The organism is Psychrobacillus glaciei (genome assembly GCF_008973485.1).
GTDB lineage: Bacteria > Bacillota > Bacilli > Bacillales_A > Planococcaceae > Psychrobacillus > Psychrobacillus glaciei.
In genome coordinates, this window is sequence record NZ_CP031223.1 from 2,491,394 (window position 1) to 2,517,346 (window position 25,953).

Genomic DNA, 25,953 nt, shown 5'->3' on the forward strand with positions numbered 1-25,953 from the left:
ACTAAAGTGTTTCCGCCTTTTCGATTTGAAAATAAGTATCACTTTTTTACACAGCATCTCTATATGAATCGTATTACTTAGCAAAAATAAGTAAGTAATACATGGTAAAAAAGTGTGAAATTCCCGAAATTGCATCTTCGGTAACTTGCAACTTCCGTAGAACGGTAGCTATTCTAAAAAAAACGGAACATCCTATTAAACTTTTAGGATGTTCCGTTTTTAGTTATTATTTAGTCTGCGTCTCTTCTTCATCTATTTTATCGTTTGTAAAAGCAGGTTTAATAGTAGGAGTCGCAGTTGAATCATTTTCTTTTAATGCTTCATTTTTTTGTTGAATTTTAAAATACTCGTCTACTAACTCCCTTGCGATAGGTGTAGCAAAACTAGACTTGTAGTTAGATTCAAGCGAAGCACTAGGAATAACTAGCGCATATGCTATTTCCGGGTTATCAAATGGCGCAAAACCAATATGCGTCAAATTAACTGTACTAAAAGTTCTGCCTTTCTCGACATCCCTATAGAAGGATTGTGCAGTTCCTGTTTTCCCAGCTCCATTAAATTGAGAGCTTCCAAACGCTGTATGTGCGGAACCTTTACTTCCATAATACACTAATTGCATGGCAGAACGAATATGTTCAATTTCAGCCGTTGTATTGTCAATTGTATTTAATACATTTGGTGTAAACTCTTTCACTACTCCTCCAAGTTGTTCTCCGTCAGTGGATGGCTCTCTTATTTCCTTCACCACATGGGGTTGAATTCGACTTCCACCATTTGCAAGAGTGGCAGCATATTGGGCAAGCTGTAAAGGTGTGTACGTATCATATTGACCAATCGCAAGGTCAAGCAATTTCCCCATCTCCAGTCCACCTTCTACACCTGTCACTTCACCTGGTAAATCAATTCCTGTTCGAACACCTAAGCCTAATTGTGCATAGCCATTTCTCATTTTCTGAAAAGCATCTATTCCAAAATTAATCCCTTGGTTTGGCTGATAAACTCTACCAGCAATGCTATATGCAGTTTTAAACATAAATACATTGGAAGAACGTTCAATTGCTTCTGAATCACTGAGTAGAATTCTTCCTGATCTATTAAATACCGAGCTCTTTGGTGCGGAACCTTTAATACGAATAGGTTCATCAACAAATTTTTCTCCAATTTCAATTGCTTTTTCTCGGTAGCCAGTTAGCAAAGTTCCAGGTTTTACCGTTGATCCTACTTCATAAGCAGTAGTAAATGAACCAAAAGCATAATCCCTAACTTTTGGCTTTCCTGTTACAGGATCATTTACGACTTGCTTCCCGACTAAAGAAAGAACCTCACCAGTATATGGATTCATCATAATAAAAAATGCTCTATCTAAATACTTCGTTCCAGGAATTTGTTTCAATCTCAAAAGTTCTTTTTCGAGGATTTCTTCTTGAGCAATCTGTACTTCACTATCCATTGTTAAAACTAAATCTTTCCCCGGCTTACCTTCATCAACAGTTTGAGTATCTATTACTCTTCCTTTTCCATCTGTAATATTCTTCACTATACTTTTTTTGCCCTGAAGTACTTCTTCGTATTGTTGTTCAATATAACTTTTTCCGACTCGGTCATTCCTAGAATAGCCTCTTGATAAGAAATAATCGAGCCTTTCTTTTGGTATCCCTTCTTTTGGTAGCGAGGCCGTACCTAATATCGCTAGCGGAGAAGTATATACTCTTCTCCAATCGGTAGTTGTATTAACTCCCTTTAAATCACTTAATCTCTCAGATACTCGAGCAAATTCTTCTACCGTAACTTCTTCCGAAATTTCTCCTGGTTTTATTTCTTTATTAGCGACTTCCCCCCCTTTAATAATTTGTGGGGACAGCGCGTAGCCAGCAACCATTTCACGATAAATTGCAATGACTTGCATCTCTTCTTGCGTAAATGAATGTAATTCCTCTTCTGGTATTCTACTTCTTGTTAAACGATTAGCTTCAATATTCTTTTCTTTTGTTGATAAGTTTTCATCTGTTTCAATTTTTTTACGTTCCTCAGCAGATACTAACTCTAATGCTTTTTCTTTATTTTTCCAAAGCCAAAAGTCTTGTAAATCACTTTTAGTAATTGCTTTTGGATTCTTTTGAATGAGCTTACTTAACTTTTTAGCTATCTCGTACATTTCATCTGATTTCGTCGTTTGCATTTTTGTATAAGTAATGGCACGCTGTGGCTCATTATCTACAAGAATTCGTCCTTCACTATCAAAAATACGCCCTCTTGGTACACTTGTATTAACTGCAACTTCTTCCGTACGTTCAAGTTTTAACTTATAGTCTTCCCCTTTTACAATTTGTAAATAACCTAATCGCAAGATTAATAATGTAAACAAAAGGAAAATAGAAAAGAAAAGTATATTCATGCGAAAAGTTATATTAGCTCTTTGTTTAGCTTTTACACTTTGTGCACGTTTATTGGGAGTTTTTCGCATGGGGATCACCTACTTTTATCAAATTCGCATTAGCTTAATTGGGGCAAGATCTTCTATCTGGCTCGCCAAAATGCTTTCCTCTAGCAAGAGGCATTAACTTTATTCCATTAAAGTTAATAAATTTCGCTATATGTTAGTGTAACATAAAAAGCACACACTTTTTGACGAAAAAGTGTGTGCAAAGTTTCTTTTTTTATGAAATTATTTTGAAGCAGCGTATCTTTTTGATACTTCATCCCAATTTACTACATTCCAGAAAGAAGAAATATAGTCAGGACGACGGTTTTGGTAATTTAAGTAGTAAGCATGTTCCCAAACGTCTAAACCTAATAATGGAGTTTTACCTTCCATGATTGGTGAATCTTGGTTAGCTGTAGATGAAAGGTCTAGCTCTCCATTAACAACTGATAACCATGCCCAACCTGAACCAAAGCGAGTTGTTGCTGCTTTAGCGAATTCTTCTTTGAAAGCATCAAAGCTACCAAATTTTGCATCAATTGCTTCCGCTAATTCACCAGTTGGATTTCCGCCACCGTTTGGTGAAAGGATTTGCCAAAATAATGAATGGTTAGCGTGTCCGCCGCCATTGTTGCGTACAACTGTTTTAATATCTTCTGGTACTGCATCTAAGTTAGCGATTAATTCTTCTACAGATTTGTTTTCTAAGTCTGCTTTTCCAGAAACCGCATTGTTTAAATTAGTAACGTAAGTATTGTGATGTTTCGAATGATGAATATTCATCGTTTCTTTGTCGATATGTGGTTCAAGTGCGTCATATGCATAAGGTAATTCTGGTAGTTCATATGCCATTATTGTTTCCTCCTAAAGAATATTTTAGAAAATTCTTTCCATGTATTAGCGTATCAAATTAACGGAAAACGTTCAATTAAAATCGACTAAAATTATATATCTCATACTTTTGACTGAAATTATACGAAGATAATAAAGATTACTAACATCACCGTCAAGATAATTATTTTAACTACAGAAGAAGTGAGGAATCCAACTAAAGAACCGATTCCCGATTTTATCGCTTGTTTTAACCCTTTTCTTGTAAATATTAGTTCAGCTAACACTGCACCTAGAAAAGGTCCAAGTAAAATACCAGCCACTGGAATAACAAATGGTCCGACTATTAAGCCAATTGTACTTCCCCACATTCCAGCTTTTGTGCCACCAAATTTTTTAACACCGAATGCATTCGCTGCCATATCTGCACTAAAAAGTAGCACAACAAATAGAAGTTGAATTACCCAAAATAGCCAATTCAATTCTGCGAAAGAGAAAAATAAGCCATAAATAATATAACCAAATACCATAAAGACTACAGATGGGATTATTGGATAGAAAGTTCCGATAAATGCAACCATAAAACTTGCGACGATAAGTATCCAACCAATGATTTCTATCATATTCGCTTACCTAATATGGCATCTGCAACATTTACTGCATGATCACCAACCCTTTCTAAATTACTCAACATATCGACAAAAATTACTCCTGCATGGCCAGAACATAGTCCTTCATTCAATCGAATAAAATGATTTTTCCTAAATTGTCGCTCCATTCGATCAATCTCATCTTCCTGTTCTATAACCTCTCTTGCAAGGCGATCACTATTTAAATCCAAAGCTTCTATAGCTTTTTTTACAGTATTTATGGTTAACAAAAACATCTCTGAAATATCCTCCAATGCGTCTTTTGTTAGTTGAAAGCGATGCTCGTCATGATAATCAATTAACTCAATAATATTTTCAAAATGATCGCCTATTCTTTCAATATCTCGAACCGTTGCCATTAACATAAAATGTCTGCTTGAATCTTGTCTCGATAATGGTTGGGAAGATATCTTTACTAGGTAGTTTATAATTTTCGTTTCCAAGTGATTAATCGCATCTTCTATGTGATAAGCTTCTTGGGCATCCTGTTTATTTCTAAAGGTTAAATAGTGAAATGTTTTTTCTAAACCTTGGACACTAAAATTACCCATTCGCAAAATTTCTTCTTTCGCTTGTCCAATTGCTATGGATGGTGATTCTTCTATGAAATCATCCTCTAAATGTTTTGTTTTGTATTTTGTCGAGAAATCTTCCCCAGGTGACAACTTCGTCAAAAAGAATACCCAAGCACCAATTAAAGGAAACTGAAGAATAACGTTCACCACATTAAATGTCCCATGCGCTAATGCTATTTGCATTTTATTCTCCAATGAAAATACCCCAGATACCCATTCCATAAACAAAGTAAATGGGGTTAAAAAAATTAGAAACACAATGGTACCGACTATATTAAATAACACATGGGAAGCTGCTGCTCTTTTAGCGCTAGCTGTTGCTCCCAATGAAGCTAAGATGGCAGTAATAGTCGTCCCAATATTATCGCCAAACAAAATCGGTAAAGCACCCTTTAATGAAATTAAGTGTTCAGCATAGAATCCTTGTAAAATCGCAACAGAAGCACTCGAGCTTTGAATGAACACGGTCATTATCGTTCCTGCTACTACTCCTAGTACAGGATGATTGCTTACATTTAGAGTCATCTCTGTAAATGAAGGTAGATGTTGTAAAGGACTCATGCCTTTCATCATTAATTCAAGTCCTAAAAACAAACCACCTAAGCCGAATAAAACTTCTCCTACATTATGTACCATTTTCCTTTTGAAAAAAAAGATTAAAAACGCCCCAATTGCCATGATTGGAAGTGCATAATCTCCTATTTCAAAACCTATAACAAAAGCTTTTATAGTTGTGCCTATATTCGCTCCCATAATGACACCTATGGATTGTCGCAAAGTCATAAATCCAGCGCTAACTAAACCTATCACAATTACGATCGTCCCAGCACTAGATTGTATTAATACCGTAAATAATATACCTGCAATAACTCCCGTAAGGGGATTCGTTGTATAGCGGTCCAGTAAATCTCTTAATCTATCTCCAGCGGTTTTTTGTAAGCCATCGCCCATGTATTTAATGGCGAATAAAAAGATACCTAGTCCACCAAAAAATTCGAAAAGCATTTCTTGCCAATTGAGATCCACGTACTAGTCAACTCCTATTTTACACTCTGTCCATCTATCTTCTATTATGATTAAATTATAAAGGAATTGTAAAGTGAATCTAGCTATTCTTTATATTTTCTTAACAAAAACGTTCGAATTACTTTGTTTTCTATGACAAACAGGTGATAAAATGTAGAAGAAAGGGTGAATTTGATGAATTTATTTCAGCTATTTAAAGCAAGTTTACATAACCCAAAAAAAATTGCGGCATTTAGACTTGTTCCAATTGGTAAGGTCATGCAATATATATTTACTTATGTACTGATCATTACCATGATTTCTTTTGTCCAATTCATAAATGGATTATCCGTTCAAGAAACAAATATGGAAGAGTTATTAGAATACCTTAAGGACATTAAGTGGTTAATTTATCCTTTTTCTTTTGTTTTATTATTTGTGCTAAATACTTTATTTATATTTATTCGAATTAGTATTTTTGCTTATATTGGCGTGATTATCCTTTCTATTTTAAAACGTAAAGGTGAATACCGGCATATGTGGAGAACTGCTCTTTTTGCAAGCACATTACCAATGCTTGTTTCGATCGTTTTTTCTATTTTTTATTGGTCCAGCGGTTATTTTGAACTTTCCATTTACATGATCACTTTAGTGTATTTATTTTTAGCAAGCAAATACTATCCTATAAAGCGTTAACATAATCCCTCCTCTCCTGCATATATTGGGACAAGGAGGGTTTTATATGAAAATATTCGTAGCAACTATTATGATTCTTATCACACTCTATATTATTAAAGTAGATATGTTCGAAGGTACGATTCCTCTTGCTTTTTATCCGTCGGAAGAATGTATAGAAACAATGGATTATATTTCTGTAAAAGTACATGAAGGTGATACATTGTATTCTCTTTTTTCTATGTATCCCACTAATAAATCGATTACTCATCAAGAGAGATTAGGAGACTTTTATCAATTGAACCCTCATTTAATAAATCAAACTGCAAAAGACGGGGAATTAATATTTTTACCTGTCTACTCTTCGAATGAAGCTTGCAAAAATGAAAGATAGAGGTTTCTTCCTTGTAATTTCATTCCTCTGACTGATAAAATGGAGGATAGTGATGGCATAAAGCCTCAAGAAGGAGAGAATTTCATGAGTGAAATAATTCATCGTTCCAAAACTCGCCCAGTTCGAGTTGGAGACTTAACAATAGGTGGAAGCAACGAGCTATTTATCCAAAGTATGGCGACAACTAAAACACATGATGTAGAGGCAACAGTCGCAGAGATTTTGCGACTAGAAGAAGCGGGTTGTCAAATCGTTCGTGTTGCATGTCCAGATGAGCGTGCTGCTTATGCGATTGGTGAAATAAAAAAAAGAATTCATATCCCCCTAGTAGTGGATATTCATTTTGATTACAAGCTTGCACTTATAGCAATTGAACAAGGTGCAGATAAAATTCGTATAAATCCAGGTAATATTGGACGTAAAGAAAAAGTAGAAGCAGTTGTAAATGCTGCAAAAGCGAAAGGTATTCCAATCCGAATTGGTGTAAATGCTGGTTCTCTTGAAAAGAAAATTTTAGAAAAATACGGCTATCCTACCGCAGATGGTATGGTAGAAAGCGCGTTACATCATATTAAAATTCTAGAAGATTTGGATTTTCACGATATTATCGTATCAATGAAAGCATCAGATGTAAGTTTAGCAATTGAAGCCTATACAAAAGCTTCCCAAGCATTCGATTACCCACTTCACTTAGGAATTACGGAATCCGGAACACTATTCGCTGGTTCGATTAAAAGTGCAGCAGGACTCGGTACATTGCTAAGTATGGGTATTGGTAACACAATGCGTGTATCCCTAAGTGCTGATCCTGTAGAAGAAATAAAAGTTGCGCGTGAACTATTAAAAGTATTTGGACTTTCTTCTGATGCTGCAACACTTATTTCATGTCCAACATGTGGCCGAATTGAAATAGATTTGATATCTATTGCAAATGAAGTAGAAGAATATATTTCACATATTAAAGCACCTATTAAAGTTGCCGTACTTGGCTGTGCAGTAAATGGACCAGGTGAAGCGCGTGAAGCAGATATCGGCATCGCTGGTGCTCGAGGTGAAGGGCTTTTATTTATGAAGGGTAAAATCGTACGTAAAGTGCCAGAAGAAACAATGGTAGAAGAACTTAAAATTGAAATTGATAAAATTGCTGCAGATTATTTTGCCAAAAAAGAACTGGAAAAACTAGAAAAAGAAAAACAACAAGCGTAAGGAGTTAAGTTTATGGAGAATGTACGATTCGGAATAGATATAGATGGGACAGTTACATCTCCTACTTCTTTACTTCCACATATTAATAGTGCTTTTAATTGCAATTTGCAGCTAGACGATATTAAAGAATATGATTTAACAAAAGCATTTCCGGTTGATGAAAAAGTTTTTTATGAATGGTTTAGAAAAACAGAGTCAACCATATATGCTACTTCCCCTATACAGCCAGATGCACATGCCGTGTTATCTGCATGGAAAGAAAAGTATGAATTGTTTTTCATCTCAGCTCGCGGGGACAATGTAATGGATGTTACGATTAATTGGTTTAAAGAACAAGAATTACTGTATGATCATATCGAATTAATCGGTTCACATAACAAAATTGAAACTGCAAGAAAATACGGAGTTCACGCTTTCTTTGAAGATAAGCATGATAATGCCGTTGAAATTCACGAAGAACTAGATATTCCGGTGATATTGTTTAACACACCATATAATCAACAACCTGCTCCAAAAGGGGTTATTCGTGTTGATAACTGGATTGAAGCAAATAAGTGGATTGAGAAAGAATTCGCATTACAAAAAACGTGAGGACTACTCCTCACGTTTTTTTATTTAATAAAAACAGAGCAAGCGCCCTTTAATTGCATTTTATCTTCACTAATTCCCGAGTGCTTTGGACTAAACCTCAGCTAGACTTTTACCTTTAAAATTAATGAGCTTGAAGTGACCGTGTTGTTTCAAGTTCCTTTTATTGGTATTTCACGAAAGACATTTGTGCGTCACCATCTTGAAATGTGCATAGAAAAGGAACATAAGGTGTAGTTAAGGAGAAGCTAAATTCCTCTCCTACTTTTTTAAAAGCGGATAAAGATGCAATTCAGTTCTCTCTGTGCTTGCTTAAAATATTTGCTGTCAATTTTTCCTTATAGAAAAAAACACCACTTAATTACTTTCATTGTTAGCAAAGTGTTTACTCGAATATAGTCAATTAATAATCTAGTTTGGTCGAAATTATCTTTTAAAAAGGTTTTTCCAAAAAGATTTCTTAACATCTGTACTCTCTTCACTCATCATTAATGCAGTTCGTTGATCCGAAATAGTTGCATTATCATTTTCCGCACTTAAGGTCGCTAGATCATCATATGGAGAACCCGTAGTTGTTCCAACAAACAGCGCAATGTCAACCTCATTCGGTGGAATTCCCCATGAATTTCCGAAGAATGTGGTAAATGCTCCGTCCACTAAGAAAGCACCTTTTGTGTTGTAAACCAAGTTATCGTTTATTACACCAGTAACATTTGGATTAATGTAAATCCCTGTTCGTAAAGAATAAAAAGTATTATTTTCTACTAAAAGATTTGTATTACCAACTTGCGGCACTACTGCACGATTCACCACCCAGCTGGACATAGGCAAGGCTTGCTCCGGACCGTATATCGTGTTATTGATTAAAGTAGTACCAGATCCACCTACTTGTATAAATTCAGCTGTATAAGGGATATCACTCGTTATAGTCAAACCGTACACTGTAGTGTTTTTTGCTTGTATTAATATAGCTATAATACTTGCTTTTAACAAGAGCAGAGTTCCTTGCTCTCCTTTTAACGTAATCCCATCTTTATTCACGACAATTTGAGTAGTAATTGGATAGGTTCCTGCTAAAATACTTACAACCCCGTTCGGATTTACAGCTGCAATTCCCTCAGTAATAGTACCAAAAGGATTTGCTCTACTGCCATCTCCTCCAACGGAATCCACGAGCACATAAATATTATTTAGATCGACAATCTCGTTAATTGCCGTATCAAGAGCTAACTGAACACTTGCGCCCGAAAGATAGCTACGCATTGGCTTATTACTTAGTACTTCTTCTGCTACTTGATTTTTTTGTGCATCTGTTAGATTGTTATAAGATGTAAGATCTAAACCTAAACCTAGATTTTCGATAGCTGCTCTCATTTCGTCTATAGTGCCTGCAACGTTTACAGCATCAAGGAATTCGTTACTTCCATATATCACATAATCCGTTTCTACTTTTGTTACGGTAATAGTATCATTTGTATTCAGAAGATCATCTAACTCACTCTCCATCGTAATAAATTGAATTTTACTGTAAAGATCCCCTTCCGAAATAGTAAAGAACAAAATACCATTTAGAAAGATATTTTGACTATCACCATAGGGTACAGTTATTGTTTCACCTGGATTTAGAGTAAAAGAAACTGTCCCATCTTGATTTACAGGATTATTTCCTTCACGAATAAAAAGAGTTACTTGAAAGGTTGCTATACTATTGTTAATAAAAGTTTTTTCTGCCACTTTTCATACCTCCCTTCTTTTCTAGTTGAAGTAATATTATCTTACTATTACTAGATTTAGTAGAAAGAGAATTCCCCTTTCTCTCCTTCATAATATGTCTATATTTTGATAGATTAAGGGCGAATACATAGTATATCTTTCATACACTTATATAAATTGAAGTAACTTTATATAAAAAGGGGCAGTATAGAGTAACTTATCTATCCTATTTCCCCGTCCTATCGGCAATACATTATTACTGTGGGAATTCTAAGGATTAGAAGTGGTTTCATTACATCGGTTCCTAATGCCCCTCTAAAAAAAATCCCGCCAAATATTTCTTTTGGCGGGATTTTTTAATGACATTCTGGACATTTTCCATAAATTTCGAATTTATGATTATCAATTTGATACGCAGGAATAGCATTTTGAAGCATTTCCATAGGACAAAAATTGATTTCTTTAATATTGCCACAAGACATACAAATAAAGTGATGATGGTGATGATCCATTTCGCATTGCATGCGGAAATGCTTCTCCCCAGTTAACTCCGTTTCTTCCAAAATACCAAGATCAACAAAAGTACTTAAATTACGATAGATGGTATCATAACTCATCCCCGGATGTTCAACCATCATAACATCTAAAATATCTCTAGCTGTTATATATTTCTCTGTTTTTGAAAAAATATCTAAAATTTGCTCTCTTTTATCCGTCTTCTTATAGCCTTCTTTTTTTAGGATTTCCCAAGCTTTTTCAATATTCATTGTGAGACGGCTCCCTTCATAAACATTTTTTTAAATGTAAGTGTAAGAAGTAAGATGATAATAGACGTTACCACAATTGTTCCACCTGGGGCTAAATTCATATAAAATGCGCTTACTAATCCAATAATCACTGCAAGCTCTCCAAATAGTACTGAAAAAATAATCGCCTGTTTAAAGCCTTTCGCAATTCGCATCGCTGCAGCAACTGGTAATGTCATGAGCGAAGAAACAAGTAATATTCCGACAATTCTCATTGAACCTGCTATAACTAATGCAGTAACAATCATAAATAATATATGAATCCACTTTGCAGGTAGTCCAGAAGCCTTTGCATATTCCTCGTCAAAAGATAAGACAAACAACTCTTTATAAAATAATGTTAAAAAAACAATGACAATCAGTGCAATAAAAATAACAATCCATAAATCTTGGCGACTTACAGCTGATACAGAACCAAATAGATAGCTAAATAAATCGGAACTAAAACCCTCTGCTAATGATATGAAAATAGCACTAAAACCCAATCCCGCGGACATAATTATCGGAATTGCTAGTTCTTCATAGTGCTTGTACATTCTACGGAGTCGTTCAATAAAAAGAGAACCTGTAACCGAAGCTACTATTCCTAAATATAATGGATTTAGAAATGCTAATACTCCTACAGATTGACTCAAGTATAAGCTACCAGCAATGCCAGCTAATGTTACATGGCTTAATGCGTCCGCAATTAAAGAAAGTCGACGCACGATGATAAACACGCCAAGTAAAGGCGCAATTATCCCAATAATTAATCCTGAAATAAATGCATTTTGCAAAAATTGATATTGAATGAAGGATTCAATCATAATTGTTCCTCTTTTCGATGTGTCACTTTCCGAACAGAGTGTCCATACCACGCTTCTAATTGTTCATCACTCATTGAATCCATCTCATTTTGAAAACCATGAAAATGAATGGATTGATTGAGACAAGCGACATGACTAATAGTTTTCGATACAGCATCCACATCATGTGTTACCAAGACAATTGTAATTTGATGTTCCCGATTTAGATGAGATAACATATGATAAAATGAGCGTACATTTTTACTATCTACACCTACAGTAGGTTCATCCAATATTAAAACTTTCGGATTGCTCACTAATGCTCTAGCGATAAAAACACGTTGTTGCTGACCACCAGATAACTCGCCAATATTTTTTTTTGAAAACTTTTCCATCCCCACAGAAGTCAACGCTTCACTCACTTTTGTGTCCACATTTTTAGGATACGGATGAAATAAGCCAACTTTCTTTACTAAACCACTTTTCACTACTTCTTCTACTGTGGCAGGAAAACCAGTATTAAATGCATTGGACTTTTGAGAGACATAGCCTATTAACTCTTTCTCCTTAAACAAAGGAACAGGTTTACTAAACAGTAACACCTTACCTTTAGTAGGCTTTAACAAGCCAAGTATTATTTTTAAAAGAGTAGATTTACCAGAACCATTGGGACCAATAATCGCTAAAAAATCTCCTTCTTCTATCTTTAAAGAAATATCTTTTAATGCCTCTGTTTGTTCATATTGATAATAAACATGTTGTAATTGAATCAACGGTTTACCCATTTATATTCCTCTATTCTAATCAATAATCATTACGATTTACAAAGTTAAAGTATAGAGGAAAATGATCAAAGTGTAAATAAATTTATCTTGAGAGGATGAGAGATTGGATATTTCGGGGTTTATTCATGAGCTACAAACAAGCTCTTTAAAAGACTTCAAAAAATTGGCAAAGGATTTAGATTTAAAATTATCCGATAAAGAAATAAAGGAGGTATATCCACTTCTACAAGAAATCTCTTTAACTTGGCTATTATTAGGAGTTCCAATGAATATTCAACAAAAACTGATTAGCATCTTAGGTGAACAGAGAGCAGTTAACTTATTTCAACAACTTAAAGAAAAAGCACCCTCAATTTTACGAGAAAAATGAGGGTACAGTAATTATTAAACTCTTAAAGATTCGATTGCTTTGGGATTAAATGTTTTAGAACGAAGCATCTCAATCTCTACTTTATATGGTGCTTGCTTATCTTTAGAATCCACTCCAACAAATGGCGTTTCTAAGATTTTCGGAATATGCATTAATTGAGGATGGTGCACGATATATTGTAGTGCATCAAACCCAATTTCACCAAAACCAATATTTTCATGTCGGTCTTTTGCTGCCCCACGAACATTTTTACTATCATTTATATGAAGTACTTTTAGTCGATTAAGACCGATCAACTTATCAAATTCATTTAGGACACCATCGAAATCATTTACGACATCATAGCCCGCATCATGAATATGACAAGTATCTAAGCAAATGGAGAGCCGATGATTATTTTGGACCCCATTAATAATTTGAGCTAACTCTTCGAAAGTTCTTCCGCACTCGGAACCTTTTCCAGCCATTGTCTCAAGTGCAATTTGTACTGGTAAGTCCTGCCCCAATACTTCATTAAGCCCTTCCACAATTCTAGCAATGCCAGCATCTGCACCAGCACCAACATGAGCGCCTGGATGCAGAACGATTTGTGTTGCTCCAATTGCCGCAGTTCGTTCCACTTCTTTTTGTAAAAACTCTATACCTAAAGCAAAAGTCTCTGGTTTTGTTGTATTTCCTAAATTGATAATATACGGTGCATGCACAACTATATGAGACATGCCATTTTCTTTCATATGCTGTAAGCCGGCTTCAATATTCAACTCATCAATTGGTTTTCGACGAGTATTTTGAGGTGCACCCGTATAAATCATAAATGTATTGGCACCATATGAAGCTGCTTCTTTGCTGGAAGCAAGAAGCATTTCTTTTCCGCTCATGGAAACATGAGATCCTAAAAGCATTGAAAAGCCTCCTTATTTTTGACGATTTTTTATACGACGTTCTTTCTTCTTAATTTTATCCATTTCCCATTTCATATTGCGTTTATAACCTGGTTTTACTTTTTTCGGTTTGCGAACCATTGCTTTTGCTTTAGCATCTATTTCATTTTCGTTTTTCGTACGATTTTTACGAGCATGTCTTTCTTTTAACTCTGACCATTCACCGTTATTTACATCACGATGATTAAATTCTATTCCCATCTTCTCTAGACGAATTAAAGCATCTTCATCAGAAGGTTCAAATAATGTAATGGCTGATCCCGTTAATCCTGCACGAGCTGTTCTTCCAACCCTATGAACGAAAAACTCCAGATCATCTGGAATTTCGTAGTTTATAACATGGCTTACCCCGGGAATATCAATTCCACGTGCCGCAAGATCTGTTGCAACTATATATTGAAATTCTAATTCATGAACTTGTTTCATCACACGTTTACGGTCACGAGGTGATATGTCCCCATGAACAACCCCTACTTTTAAACCGTTACCTAGCAAGTAATTGGACACTTCGTCCGCATGCTGTTTAGTATTAGTAAAAATGATTGCCAAATAAGGGTTAATTCCTTCGATTACTTCTAACAACCGCTTTTTACGTGATTTACTTCGAACAGGAACGACAGTAAATTCGATTCCATCCGCTACTGGACGCTTTTCTCCAATCTTAATATGGGCTGGTGAATCCATATATTTCTTTAAAAATGGTTGAAGCTTTTCCGGAATAGTTGCTGAAAATACATACATTTCTAATTGCTCTGGCATACGCGATGCAAATTGGTCAATTTCATTAATGAAACCTAAGTCGAATGCTAAATCAGCTTCATCCACTACTAGAATATTTGCAGTATGCACAAGCAAAGCCTGTTCAACCGTTAAGTCACGAAGTCGTCCTGGTGTACCTACGACAATTTGTGGTTGTGTTTTCAACTTATCAATGGCGCGGGCTTTATCCGTACCACCAATAAACAACTTCGTTTGAATTTCTGTGCCTTCTACTAACTTGTTCAACTCTTTATAAATTTGAGTTGCAAGCTCTCTTGTTGGTGATGTAATAATTGCTTGTACTTCTTGTTTACTAGCATCTATTTTTTCAACAATTGGGATCAAAAAACTATGTGTTTTTCCTGTTCCAGTATGCGCTTGACCAATCGCACTTCTTCCCTTTAAAACTAGCGGAATTATTTCTTTTTGAATCGGCGTTGGTTCTTGAAAACCTAATTTATCAATTGCATTTTGTAAAAAAGGCTGAAAATTATAATCTGTATATTTGGACATTTGAGTCCCTCCCTCACATTTCTTTATTGTACCACGATTGTACACAAAACGTATAATTTGCATAGAATAGAAGGACTCACTTTGATGAAAGGAGATGATATAATGCGCTATGAGTCTTTTTATCCGTTTTCACAATCTAGGGCGAATGACTTCTTTAATTTTAATAGTTCGCCTCCTGTGAATACTCACCAGCCTTCACAGAGTATGTTCGGAATACCAAATAATTCAAATGGTTCACAACCAACCAACTTCTTAGGACGTCTTTTGGGAGGTTTTCAACAAGGAGGTTCAGGAGGGCAGGCTGGTGGATTCGGTGGTCCAGAAGGGCATGGAGGAGCTGGTGGGTTCGGTGGTCATGCAGGGAATGCTGGGGCTGGCGGATTCGGTGGTCATGTAGGAAATGCAGCGGCTGGAATTTTCGGTGGACCTGGAACTCAGTCTGGTCTTCAACAAGCGGCTGGTGCTGCTACAGGTAAAGCATCATCCTATTTACAAACTGCTGATAAGTTTTTAAATACTGCCCAACAAATCACACCTATGGTAAGGCAATATGCACCAATGCTTCAAAACATGCCAGCCCTTTGGAAGCTCTATAAGGGCTTTCAATCCGTACCAAGTGCAACGGCTGCTGCCGCTGTGGCTACCACAGCAACCGCTGCTACAACTGCCGCTGCAAGTGTCCCAGCTGTTGCCCGAACAACTTCATCCGTCGTTTCAAACGGGGCTTCCTTACCACGAATATTTCAGCCACCATTTTAAAGTTTTGAATTCATTCAGTAGCTCCGTTATAATATGAGTATGCTCGTATTGAAGGGAGTTCTCACAATGATTGTACAAAAAATTTCGCCAAGAGGATATTGTTATGGGGTTGTGGATGCAATGGTCATTGCACGTAACGCAGCTTTAGATACATCTCTTCCCCGGCCAATATATATTTTAGGAATGATTGTCCACAACAAACATGTAACGGATGCATTTGAAAAAGACGGTATTATTACACTTGATGGTGAAAATCGTTTAGATATTCTTTCTAAAGTCGATCAAGGAACAGTAATTTTCACTGCTCATGGTGTGTCTCCTGAGGTAAAGGAACTTGCACGTAAAAGAGGGTTAGTTTCAATAGATGCAACATGCCCGGACGTGACAGTGACACATGACTTAATTAAAGAAAAAACTGCTGAAGGGTATGACATTATTTACATTGGGAAAAAAGGCCATCCTGAGCCAGAAGGTGCGATTGGCGTTGCACCAGATAAAGTGCATCTAGTGCAAACAATAGCGGATATCGATAACTTAACGATTGAAACGGATAAACTTCTTGTAACAAATCAAACTACGATGTCACAGTGGGATGTCGTGGATATGATGAAAAAATTGGAAGAAAAATTTCCGCATATAGAAGTTCACAAAGAAATTTGCCTTGCAACGCAAGTAAGACAAGAAGCGGTTGCAGAACAAGCAGGCGAAGCCGATCTATTGATTGTTGTAGGAGATCCGATGAGTAATAACTCGAATAGATTGACGCAAGTTTCGGAGGAAATTGCTGGTACTCCTTCTTATCGTATCGGAGACATTTCAGAGCTTAAGCTTGAGTGGTTAGAAAACATTAATCATATAGCAGTTACAGCAGGAGCATCTACACCTACTCCTATTGTGAAAGAAGTTATCCAATTTTTAGAAAAATACGATACAAATGACCCTACAACTCATGATACAACGAAAAAAGTCATACCAGAAAAAATATTACCAAAAATTAAAATACCAAAACCAGTAGATAGAATAGAGCCGTACCCAATTAATATCTAAGTAAGAAAAACGTAAACGTCCTTTAAGTGCATCTTGTCTTCTCTATTTCTAAAGTGCTTTGGACGAAACATCGGCTACACTATTACCATAGGAATTTCTGTGGATGGAGAAGTGACTGCGTCACTTCTCCATCCACTTTTTTCTGTAATCTTGTGGCGGTTGTTTGTCCGTCGCCTTCTTGAAATATGTAAAGACATAATGCATTTGTTTTGGTTAATGAGAGAATAAATCCTTTCCTATTCTTTTAAAAGCGGACGAAGATGCAATTTCATCCGCTCAGCTCTTCTTTAATAATGGATGCTATCTATTTTTCACTAGTACCACCTACTCTAATGATACACCCACTGATTCGTGTATACTGTGGACCTTAAAACCAAAAATAATCAAGATCAAACCCTTGAAATTATATTATGAAGCATTACTATTACTGGATTCCTAGCATCCAAGATTTATATTCTTTCGTATCTTTTAAAAAAGGCTGCTTCCGAGGAAGCAGCTTCTTTTTAAATAAATTGAAATGGTTCTGTAGAAAGCTTAGAAGGTATAAATGTACAAGCAAGTTTCTTTTCAATACAAGCTGCGTTCATATAATCTGCAACGCCATCTTTCATAATCTGTTCCATATGATGACCAGGATCAATCACTGCCAGATCAATTGCTTCGGCGTCTTGTGCCACATGAAAGTACATGTCCCCTGTAATAAACACATCTGCCCCTGCTCTTTTTGCTGTTTGAATGTATTTATTTCCATCCCCACCAAGTACTGCAACCTTTTGAACAAGTTTATCCAACTCTCCTACTACACGCACAAATGGGACGTCCAACTGCTTTTTCACTGTTTGTGCATATTCGTATAATCTTACTGGAGTTGGAAGCGTCCCTATCCTTCCAAGCCCTTTTTCGTTGACTTCTGTTTCAAGTAGAAGTAAATCATATGCAGGCTCTTCATACGGATGTGTCATAAGCAAAGCTTTTAGAATACGATTTTTTATAGAAGCAGGGAATACTACTTCCACTTTATCTTCTGTTACAATGGTAAGCTCATTCGCTTTACCAATGTATGGATCAGCAATTTCAGAAGGTTTAAACCGTCCTTCACCTTGTGAAGTGAAGCTGCAATTAGCATAATCACCGATTTGACCTGCTCCCACATTTCCCAAAGCCATTCTTACTTGTTCCGTCGATTCTTTTGGAGTGAACACTGCTAATTTCATTAACCTTTCAGCAGTTGTTTGCTCTAATATTTTCACATTTTCAAGTTCCAATGCGTTTGCTAATAAATCATTTACTCCACCAGTCGCAATATCGAGATTCGTATGCGCTGCATATACCGCAATATCATGCTTGATTAATTGCTCGATTAAGCTTCCTTGTGGTAAATCCGTTCGCATATGTTTCATTCCACGAAATATGGGAGGATGATGCGCAATGATTAACTCACATTGTTGCTCTATCGCTTCTTTTACTACTTTTGGATTCACATCGAGTGTAACAAGCACTTTAGAAACTGACTTGTTCAGACTACCTATTTGAAGTCCGATGGAATCCCCTTCCACAGCAAGCGATTTAGGTGCCCATTGTTCAAATAGGGAGATGATCTGTTGACCATTTGTTTGCTTCATATTTTACAAGGACTCCTTCAATAGAGCAATTTTTATTTCGAGCTCTTCTTTCTTTTCTTGTACTTCCGTTGATTGCGCTATTATATTTAATTGGTCTACGATTCGTTGCCATTCGTTTAGTTCATTCTCCCATTTCTTTTTATAGACTGTTGACTTTTCTTTCATCAAGATAGGACCAACTAATAGTTCTTGCTCTGTTAGCTGCATTTGACCTTTTTTAAGGGCGACAATTTCGTAAATTTTATCATTTTCTTCTAATATGGTTTCGTTCACGATTTTCCAATTTTCTTTTATTGCCCATTCGCGAATTGCTTTTGCATGAATATTTGGCTGCAATATTAAGTTTTCTACAGATGTAAGTTTATCTTTTCCAGCTTCTAGAATGGAAGCTATAAGCGGACCACCCATACCAGCTATCGTAATCGTTTGTACATTATCTGCTTCTAGTATAACTTCTAAGCCATTTCCAAAACGTACATCTATTTGTTTTTCTAACCCTTCACTTTTCACATGCTTTTGTGCGGATTCAAAAGGACCTTTTACCACTTCTCCCGCAATTGCTTGCGTAATAATTCCTGCATGCACTAAATAACAAGGTAAATAAGCATGGTCACTTCCTATATCAGCAAGTATCGTATCTTCTTCCACAAAAGACGCTACTCTTTTTAAACGTTCTGACAAATTTTTTGCATTCAATTTAAACACCTCATATTCCATTATAACAAAAATAAAAAAAGACCTCGATTCTTTTATAAGAATCGAGGTCTTTTTATAATTATTATTTTTCACCTAAAGATTTAACCCATGCAGCCATAGCATCGATGTTTTCAGCAGGAACTAATCCAGCTGGCATTCCACCTCTACCATTAGTTAATACACCTTTAATATCATCTTCAGATAATTTAGTTGCAACTAGCGAAGGTGCATTACCTTGTCCTTCAAAATTACCACCGTGACACATGATACATTTCCCTTGTGCAAACGCAGCAGGATCGAATTCATCCGAAGTGGCAACTTCCTCACCATTTTCAGCCGCTTCTTTATCAGCTGCTATTTCTCCTTTGTTATTCACACCCTCAATAGATAAGAAGAAAATTAGACCGATACCAAATGCCATAATTAAGATAAATGGAATAATTGGATTCTTTTTCATAGTTAACCCTCCCTTTTTATACATCATTCATTCTAACATAGAATTAGTCAACACTAATATTGTACTGCATTCTTGTGAAAACGAAAAGTCCTAAAGAAGGGTTTTCTTACATTGTGACAATTTAGACATAAATTCGATTAACATCCAATATGTCTGGCAATAACCATACGTTGTACTTCAGAAGTTCCTTCACCTATTTCTAAGAGCTTAGCATCTCTCATAAAACGTTCTACTTCGTATTCTTTCATATAACCGTAACCACCATGAATTTGAACCGCTTGATCTGCAACCTCCATGGCAATTTCCGATGCATATAATTTACACATTGAGGCCTCTTTACCAAACGCACGTCCTTGATCCTTCAACCATGCAGCTTTATGAACCATGTTTCGAGCTAATTCGATTTTCATTGCCATATCAGCTAATTTAAATTGAGTTATTTGAAACTCAGATAGAGATTTACCAAACTGTTTCCTCTCTTTCGAATAACGTAGTGCACGGTCAAAAGCAGCTTGCGCAATACCAACTGCCATCGCACCAATACCAATTCGACCACCATCAAGGGTTACTAAGAATTGTTTAAAACCATTTCCTCGCTTACCTAGTAAGTTTTCCTGTGAAACTCGAACGTTTTCAAGTACTAATTCAGTGGTGTTAGATGCATTTAATCCCATTTTCTCGTAATTATCAATCACTGTAAATCCCTCTGCATCAGTAGGTACAATAATCGCAGAGATTTCCTTCTGTCCATCTTTCACATCTGTAATTGCAGTTAACGCCAAATGTTTTGCATAGCTGGCATTTGTTATAAATGCTTTATTTCCATTAATTAAAAAGTCATCGCCATCTTCTTTTGCAGTTGTTTGAGTTCCTCCTGCATCGGACCCTGCGTTAGGCTCAGTTAATCCAAAAGCACCGAATGATTCCCCAGTACATACTGGAACTAAATATTTTTGTTTTTGCTCTTCTGTTCCAAATAAATTAAGTGGTGCTCCACCAAGAGAAATATGTGCAGAATATGTAATACCAGTCGATGCACATGCACGACTTAATTCCTCTGTCACAATTGCGAAACTGACAGTATCAGCCCCTGCTCCGCCGTATTCTTCCGCAAACGGTAGGCCCATCATCCCCATGTCAGCTAACTGTTTAAAGATTTCTTTTGGAAACGCTTTTGTTTTGTCGCGCTCAATTGCACCTGGAGCTACAACTTCATCTGCAAATTCACGAATCATTTTACGAATCATTTGCTGTTCTTGTGTTAAATCAAAATTCATTTCTTCCATCCCCTTTGTTAAAAAAACGCTTACATTCTTATTATACTAAAAAGAATGTAAATTCACAGTTATAAATATAACATATGGCATTAATAATAATGGGAGAATAATAGCTCTATAGATAAAAATAAAACAAATAAAATATGGTAAATGTAATACCAATGGCGCCAGAAATACTAAAATAAACTAACTTTTGGAGTAATCCAGAAAATAGCCAAATGGAACAGTTTCCTATGATTAAGTAGATTAATATCAATGGATAATTCATAAAATAAATTTCCCAAACTTTAAAAGAAACTGCTAACAATAAAAGAGCTGAGCACACCATTAATAAAGGAGCGAAAATGGATTTATTTTTTACCAATTTAATAGCTATGTATAAAAATACGATAATAGTTATTCCTGAAACTACAATTGGAAGGAATACGATAGTAGTCATAAATAAGAGTGATGCCAACAAAATGGATGTAATTACTCCAAGTATAATATATAAGATGGTTTTGTTTTTTCTATCTTTCGCTAAAATCGCTTTTGATGAATTTTCCTTCTCTTCCATTCCTATATTTTCACCTTGTGCGTATAAGGCTATTAGGAAATCACAGTAGTGTTCGGGTAGCAGCTTGTTTTTCTTCCAAAATGCTATTTCATTTAATATTATTTGCTTACGCTGAAGTGACATTACCTATCCTCATTTCATGTTGCAATTGTCAATAGTATAACATTTTGTAGTAAGAGACAAAAGACATCCTGCCATCAAGGATGTCTCGTTGAACACAAAAGGTTTCGTGAATATAAAAGCATTGAAAAAGACGTCACTCCTACTGGAATACCGTTAGTCCTAGACCCATAGGTACGAGAGGAGGCAAAGTCAATACCCGCAGAGAGAGAGCTTTTCTTAATTATTGTACCTAAAGCTCAAGCAATGGAGGAGGCTACTTGGAAAGCGAGTGTCTTTTTCCAGCCTCGATTTTTCTTACTTATTTAAAAAAAGACTGTAGGAAAACTCAATTTTAGAGTTTTCCTACAGTCTGAGAAATCCTTCATATAAGGATGACTTATCATTATTCTAAAAAGTCTTTTAAACGTTTACTTCTAGATGGATGGCGAAGTTTTCGAAGTGCCTTCGCTTCGATTTGACGAATACGTTCACGGGTTACGCCGAACACTTTCCCCACTTCTTCTAATGTTCTTGTACGCCCATCATCTAAACCAAAACGTAAACGAAGTACATTTTCTTCACGGTCTGTTAAGGTATCCAAAACGTCTTCTAATTGCTCTTTTAAAAGTTCATACGCAGCATGGTCGGATGGAGATTGTGCATCTGCATCTTCGATAAAATCACCTAAATGCGAATCATCCTCTTCTCCGATTGGTGTTTCCAAAGAAACTGGCTCTTGTGCAATTTTTAAAATTTCACGAACCTTTTCTTGCGGCAAGTCCATCTCTTCTCCTATTTCCTCAGGAGATGGTTCTCGGCCTAAATCTTGAAGCAATTGACGTTGAACTCTTATTAACTTATTGATTGTTTCAACCATATGCACTGGAATACGAATTGTTCTCGCTTGATCCGCAATAGCACGCGTAATTGCTTGTCTAATCCACCAAGTAGCGTACGTACTGAATTTAAACCCTTTACGATGGTCAAACTTTTCAACAGCTTTAATAAGCCCCATATTTCCTTCTTGAATTAAATCTAAAAACAACATACCTCGTCCTACATAACGCTTCGCAATACTCACTACTAATCGAAGGTTTGCTTCCGCTAGACGTTTTCTAGCTTCTTCATCTCCTTTTTCAATACGTTCAGCTAGTGCGATTTCTTCAGATGCTTTTAATAAGTCAACCCGACCAATTTCTTTTAAGTACATACGAACTGGATCATTTATTTTAACACCTGGTGGTACACTTAAATCGTTTAAATCAAAAGTTTCTTCTTTCCCTTTCATTAAACGATCTAAATCCTCTTCATCCCCATCTTTTCGGCTCAGTTCAATTTCTTTGCCTTCCAAATGATCAATGAACTCTTCTATCTGATCAGACTCCAACTCAAAATGAGCAAGTTTTTCGGCTATATCATGGTAAGTTAACTCACCATTTTTTTTCCCTAGTTCAATCAATTGTTTTTTTGCTTCTTCTAATGATACTTCGATTTCAGTTTCTTTTGTACGTTCGGACTTGTCCGCCATAAGAATTCCTCCTTTTGATACCGGATTATTTCTCAAAAGTTGCTAAAGATTTTTTTAACTGTATTGCCTCTTGAGCAAGCTGTAGAGCCTTTACCATATCAGTCATTTTCTCCGCTTCTTTTGCTTCGTGTAATTTTTGTTCAATTTGCCGTTCTACCCGGTATTTTCTAATATGGCGCAAACAGTCCATGACTTCCTCTGTTTCATGATCTGGATCACGTTCTGAGAGCGCTGCTTCCATAACTATTTTCTTCAGTTCTGTATCATTGATTACTTCTAAGAAGCGTTGGAAATCTCCTTCTGGATATTCTTCATAAAAACCCATTAGTCTTACATAAGCAGCTTCATAAGCATCTCTTATAAAAAATTGTTCACCAGAAATATTTCTAGCTATATCAATTACTTGAGGATTGTGGAGCATATGGGAAAGTAAAATCCTTTCTGCTCTTTCATCCGCTGTTAAAGTTCGCTTCTTTTTTTTCAATTCCGGATTTATTTGAAGAGGAGCTACAGATTGGTTTTTCGATTGCTTTGCTTTTTTCCCTTGAAGTTTCCTTAAATGCTGATAGATTGCTTCCTCTGAAACATTCGTTTCCTGCGAAATTTGTCGAATATATAAATCGCGCTCTACGGAAGAGTTTCTTTCACTCAGTATTTCCAATATTTCTTGAATATACTGCAAAGTATCATTTTCATTATTAAAGTTCTTGTCTCTTTTTAAAACAATCATCATAAAAGATAAATAGGAATGCGGTTTTTCAATAATTTTCGTTCGAAATGCCTCTTCACCAAAATTCTTTATATAATCATCCGGATCCATAGCATCTGGAATAATAGCTATCTCCGTTTGAATATTTTGAGCTTGGAGAGACGTCGAGGCTCTTTTAGACGCTTCCATACCAGCCTTATCCCCGTCATAACAAAGCGTAACATTGGATGTTAATCTGTTTAGTTTTGTTATATGTTGAGACGTCAATGCTGTACCCATTGTTGCAACACCATTAATTATACCCGCTTTTGCAGCCGCTATAACATCCAAAAAGCCTTCAAAAACGACTACATTGCGTTGCTTTCTAATATCAGGTCGAGCTTTATCTAAGTTATAAAGTACTTGGCTTTTTTGAAAAATTGGCGACTCTGGACTATTTAAATATTTTGCCTCATTTTCGGATTTATTAAGAATTCTCCCTGAAAAGGCAATAACATGACCGCTTTCATCGAAAACAGGAAACATTATTCTCCCTCTAAAACGATCAAAATACTTCAATTCATTTTCTTTTCGGATAATGAGCCCAGTTTTCTCAATTTCTTTTAAATCCATACCTTTTCGCTCTAATAACGTTGTAAGTGCATCCCACTTTTGTAGGGACCAGCCAATTTTGTACTTTTCAATGATTTCTTTTGAAAACCCTCTTTCCTCTAAGTAATTTAATGCATTTTCCCCTTCTTCTGTATGAAGCAGTAAGTGATGAAAGTATTCACTTGCAAATTCATGTGCTTTTTTCATAATGACTACTTCTTTAGAAATGGGTGTTTTTACTTCTGAACTATTTGAGGAACTTTCTTCAATCGTTAATCCTATACGACTTCCAAGTTTACTTACCGCATCGTGGAATGAAAGATTTTCGATATCCATTAAAAAGGTAATAACATTTCCTCCAGCACCACAACCAAAACAATGGAAAATTTGTTTTTCTTGCGTTACTGAAAAAGATGGTGTTTGTTCCCCATGGAAAGGGCATAAACCAAAATAATTTCTCCCTCTTTTCGTAAGTTGAACATATTCGCTAACTAAATCGACGATATCATTGTTATTTCTAACTTGTTCGATAAGCTCTTCTTCTATACGATTCGTCATTATTTCACCATCTTTACTTGCTATTTGATTTAATTCGAGAGAATTAATAAAATTCCTGCAAGAATCGACAAAATAATTCATAAAAAAAGTTTCATAGATAAAATATTCTTTTTTCCACAAATAATAATTATAAATCATTTCATTTTATTAATCTATTACTTTATTCGATAGAGAATACAAAAAAACCTTTTCACAAATGTGAATCGGCTCTTTTTCTTTTTAATTATTTTTAAAGATATGATTAATAACTTCATTCGCAGTTTCTTCTACAGCTCTATTTGTCACATCAATTACACGACAACCGATTCTTCGAACAACTTTATCAAAGTGTTTTATCTCATCATTTATCCGTTCTATTTTAGCATAACTAGCATCATCATTTAAACCAATTGCTATTAATCTTTCTTTTCGAATAAAATTGAGCTTTTCCGGAGTAATAACAAGACCAAAACATTTTGCTGGATCAATTTGAAAAAGTTCCTCCGGCGGCTCTACTTCTGGAACAAGTGGCACATTTGCAACTTTATATCTCTTATTAGCTAAATATTGGGATAATGGCGTTTTGGATGTTCTCGAAACACCAATTAAAACAATATCAGCTTGTAGCAAGCCCCTAGGATCCCTTCCATCATCGTACTTTACCGCAAATTCTATGGCTTCTATTTTTTTGAAATAGTCTTCATCCAATTTACGAACTAATCCAGGTTCTTCAAATGGTTTTTCACCTAAACTGTTTTCTAATAAGTTAAGTACTGGACCGATTAAATCTACGGATTCTAATTGATATTGTTTACAGCACTCTATCAGTGCATCCCTCATATTTGTTTGAACAAGTGTATACAAAATAATAGCATTCTGTTCTTTCGCAAGTTCCGTAATTTCTTTAATATGATCTATCGAATCAATATGCGGGAATCTTTTCAATTTTGTATGCTGAAGACCAGGTCTAAATTGGCTTATCGCCGCTTTCGCTACTAATTCACCAGTCTCCCCGATAGAATCTGAGACGATAAATAGGTTAAGCATTTTCATA

25 protein-coding genes are annotated in these 25,953 nt (G+C 35.8%); 7 read left to right on the forward strand and 18 right to left on the reverse strand.

Annotated elements, in window-relative coordinates; genetic code table 11:
* Positions 1–226 precede the first annotated feature (226 nt).
* The 4 genes from PB01_RS11660 to PB01_RS11675 all read right to left on the reverse strand — a co-directional run bounded on the left by PB01_RS11660 (position 227) and on the right by PB01_RS11675 (position 5,504).
* Positions 227–2,464, reverse strand: coding sequence for a peptidoglycan D,D-transpeptidase FtsI family protein (locus PB01_RS11660; RefSeq protein WP_151700358.1), 2,238 nt, complete (start codon positions 2,462–2,464; stop codon positions 227–229).
* A gap of 201 nt (positions 2,465–2,665) precedes the next feature.
* Complete coding sequence (locus PB01_RS11665) at positions 2,666–3,274, reverse strand: superoxide dismutase (protein ID WP_151700359.1); 609 nt, start codon at positions 3,272–3,274, stop codon at positions 2,666–2,668.
* A gap of 119 nt (positions 3,275–3,393) precedes the next feature.
* Positions 3,394–3,873: a DUF456 domain-containing protein gene (locus tag PB01_RS11670; protein WP_151702042.1), complete on the reverse strand. Its 480-nt coding sequence runs from the start codon at positions 3,871–3,873 to the stop codon at positions 3,394–3,396.
* The gene (locus PB01_RS11675) at positions 3,873–5,504 is read right to left on the reverse strand and encodes a Na/Pi cotransporter family protein (RefSeq protein WP_151700360.1); all 1,632 of its coding nucleotides are present in this window, start codon (positions 5,502–5,504) and stop codon (positions 3,873–3,875) included. Before PB01_RS11675 ends, PB01_RS11670 begins: the two co-directional genes overlap by 1 nt.
* A gap of 174 nt (positions 5,505–5,678) precedes the next feature.
* Between PB01_RS11675 and PB01_RS11680 the strand changes: the two genes are divergently transcribed.
* The 4 genes from PB01_RS11680 (at position 5,679) to PB01_RS11695 (ending at position 8,349) form a co-directional block, all read left to right on the forward strand.
* The gene (locus PB01_RS11680; protein ID WP_151700361.1) at positions 5,679–6,179 is read left to right on the forward strand and encodes a DUF1189 family protein; all 501 of its coding nucleotides are present in this window, start codon (positions 5,679–5,681) and stop codon (positions 6,177–6,179) included.
* A 46-nt stretch (positions 6,180–6,225) separates the two neighbouring features.
* The gene (locus tag PB01_RS11685) at positions 6,226–6,552 is read left to right on the forward strand and encodes a hypothetical protein (RefSeq protein WP_151700362.1); all 327 of its coding nucleotides are present in this window, start codon (positions 6,226–6,228) and stop codon (positions 6,550–6,552) included.
* 84 nt (positions 6,553–6,636) lie between these two features.
* Entirely contained in the window at positions 6,637–7,758 is a 1,122-nt protein-coding gene (gene ispG / locus PB01_RS11690) for a flavodoxin-dependent (E)-4-hydroxy-3-methylbut-2-enyl-diphosphate synthase (protein ID WP_151700363.1), read from the forward strand.
* A gap of 12 nt (positions 7,759–7,770) precedes the next feature.
* Complete coding sequence (locus PB01_RS11695; RefSeq protein ID WP_151700364.1) at positions 7,771–8,349, forward strand: 5' nucleotidase, NT5C type; 579 nt, start codon at positions 7,771–7,773, stop codon at positions 8,347–8,349.
* 423 nt (positions 8,350–8,772) lie between these two features.
* Here PB01_RS11695 and PB01_RS11700 read toward each other — a convergent pair whose 3' ends face one another.
* The 4 genes from PB01_RS11700 to PB01_RS11715 all read right to left on the reverse strand — a co-directional run bounded on the left by PB01_RS11700 (position 8,773) and on the right by PB01_RS11715 (position 12,435).
* A complete protein-coding gene (locus tag PB01_RS11700; protein ID WP_225986023.1) occupies positions 8,773–10,080 on the reverse strand; it encodes a right-handed parallel beta-helix repeat-containing protein in 1,308 nt (435 codons plus the stop codon).
* Positions 10,081–10,415: 335 nt separating this feature from the next.
* A complete protein-coding gene (locus PB01_RS11705) occupies positions 10,416–10,826 on the reverse strand; it encodes a Fur family transcriptional regulator (RefSeq protein ID WP_151700365.1) in 411 nt (136 codons plus the stop codon).
* Complete coding sequence (locus PB01_RS11710) at positions 10,823–11,671, reverse strand: metal ABC transporter permease (protein WP_151700366.1); 849 nt, start codon at positions 11,669–11,671, stop codon at positions 10,823–10,825. Before PB01_RS11710 ends, PB01_RS11705 begins: the two co-directional genes overlap by 4 nt.
* Positions 11,668–12,435 (reverse strand): metal ABC transporter ATP-binding protein, encoded by a 768-nt coding sequence (locus tag PB01_RS11715; protein ID WP_151700367.1) that lies wholly within the window; start codon positions 12,433–12,435, stop codon positions 11,668–11,670. The genes PB01_RS11710 and PB01_RS11715 overlap by 4 nt, the downstream gene beginning before the upstream one ends.
* A gap of 103 nt (positions 12,436–12,538) precedes the next feature.
* Here PB01_RS11715 and PB01_RS11720 point away from each other — a divergent pair, with 103 nt between their 5' ends.
* Positions 12,539–12,805: a hypothetical protein gene (locus PB01_RS11720; protein ID WP_151700368.1), complete on the forward strand. Its 267-nt coding sequence runs from the start codon at positions 12,539–12,541 to the stop codon at positions 12,803–12,805.
* A gap of 14 nt (positions 12,806–12,819) precedes the next feature.
* On the opposite strand, the gene PB01_RS11725 is transcribed toward PB01_RS11720, so the two are convergent.
* Positions 12,820–13,707 carry a deoxyribonuclease IV gene (locus PB01_RS11725; protein WP_151700369.1) on the reverse strand — a complete coding sequence of 296 codons (888 nt, stop codon included), beginning with the start codon at positions 13,705–13,707 and terminating at the stop codon, positions 12,820–12,822.
* A gap of 12 nt (positions 13,708–13,719) precedes the next feature.
* Positions 13,720–15,018, reverse strand: coding sequence for a DEAD/DEAH box helicase (locus PB01_RS11730; RefSeq protein WP_151700370.1), 1,299 nt, complete (start codon positions 15,016–15,018; stop codon positions 13,720–13,722).
* Positions 15,019–15,120: 102 nt separating this feature from the next.
* Between PB01_RS11730 and vrrA the strand changes: the two genes are divergently transcribed.
* On the forward strand, positions 15,121–15,777 hold the full coding sequence (gene vrrA / locus PB01_RS11735) for a VrrA/YqfQ family protein (protein ID WP_192797350.1): 657 nt from the start codon (positions 15,121–15,123) through the stop codon (positions 15,775–15,777).
* 66 nt (positions 15,778–15,843) lie between these two features.
* Entirely contained in the window at positions 15,844–16,824 is a 981-nt protein-coding gene (locus tag PB01_RS11740) for a 4-hydroxy-3-methylbut-2-enyl diphosphate reductase (RefSeq protein ID WP_151700372.1), read from the forward strand.
* A 503-nt stretch (positions 16,825–17,327) separates the two neighbouring features.
* On the opposite strand, the gene PB01_RS11745 is transcribed toward PB01_RS11740, so the two are convergent.
* From PB01_RS11745 to PB01_RS11780, 8 genes are all read right to left on the reverse strand, one after another.
* Positions 17,328–18,446 (reverse strand): Nif3-like dinuclear metal center hexameric protein, encoded by a 1,119-nt coding sequence (locus PB01_RS11745; protein ID WP_151700373.1) that lies wholly within the window; start codon positions 18,444–18,446, stop codon positions 17,328–17,330.
* A 3-nt stretch (positions 18,447–18,449) separates the two neighbouring features.
* Entirely contained in the window at positions 18,450–19,142 is a 693-nt protein-coding gene (locus tag PB01_RS11750) for a tRNA (adenine(22)-N(1))-methyltransferase (RefSeq protein ID WP_151700374.1), read from the reverse strand.
* Positions 19,143–19,224: 82 nt separating this feature from the next.
* Positions 19,225–19,599: a cytochrome c550 gene (cccA, locus tag PB01_RS11755; protein ID WP_151700375.1), complete on the reverse strand. Its 375-nt coding sequence runs from the start codon at positions 19,597–19,599 to the stop codon at positions 19,225–19,227.
* Positions 19,600–19,736: 137 nt separating this feature from the next.
* Positions 19,737–20,876: an acyl-CoA dehydrogenase family protein gene (locus PB01_RS11760; RefSeq protein WP_151700376.1), complete on the reverse strand. Its 1,140-nt coding sequence runs from the start codon at positions 20,874–20,876 to the stop codon at positions 19,737–19,739.
* A 115-nt stretch (positions 20,877–20,991) separates the two neighbouring features.
* Positions 20,992–21,555, reverse strand: coding sequence for a hypothetical protein (locus tag PB01_RS11765; RefSeq protein ID WP_151700377.1), 564 nt, complete (start codon positions 21,553–21,555; stop codon positions 20,992–20,994).
* 382 nt (positions 21,556–21,937) lie between these two features.
* Complete coding sequence (rpoD, locus tag PB01_RS11770; RefSeq protein WP_151700378.1) at positions 21,938–23,062, reverse strand: RNA polymerase sigma factor RpoD; 1,125 nt, start codon at positions 23,060–23,062, stop codon at positions 21,938–21,940.
* A gap of 25 nt (positions 23,063–23,087) precedes the next feature.
* Complete coding sequence (gene dnaG / locus PB01_RS11775) at positions 23,088–24,920, reverse strand: DNA primase (RefSeq protein WP_151700379.1); 1,833 nt, start codon at positions 24,918–24,920, stop codon at positions 23,088–23,090.
* Positions 24,921–25,139: 219 nt separating this feature from the next.
* Positions 25,140–25,952, reverse strand: coding sequence for a pyruvate, water dikinase regulatory protein (locus PB01_RS11780; protein WP_151700380.1), 813 nt, complete (start codon positions 25,950–25,952; stop codon positions 25,140–25,142).
* Position 25,953 lies beyond the last annotated feature (1 nt).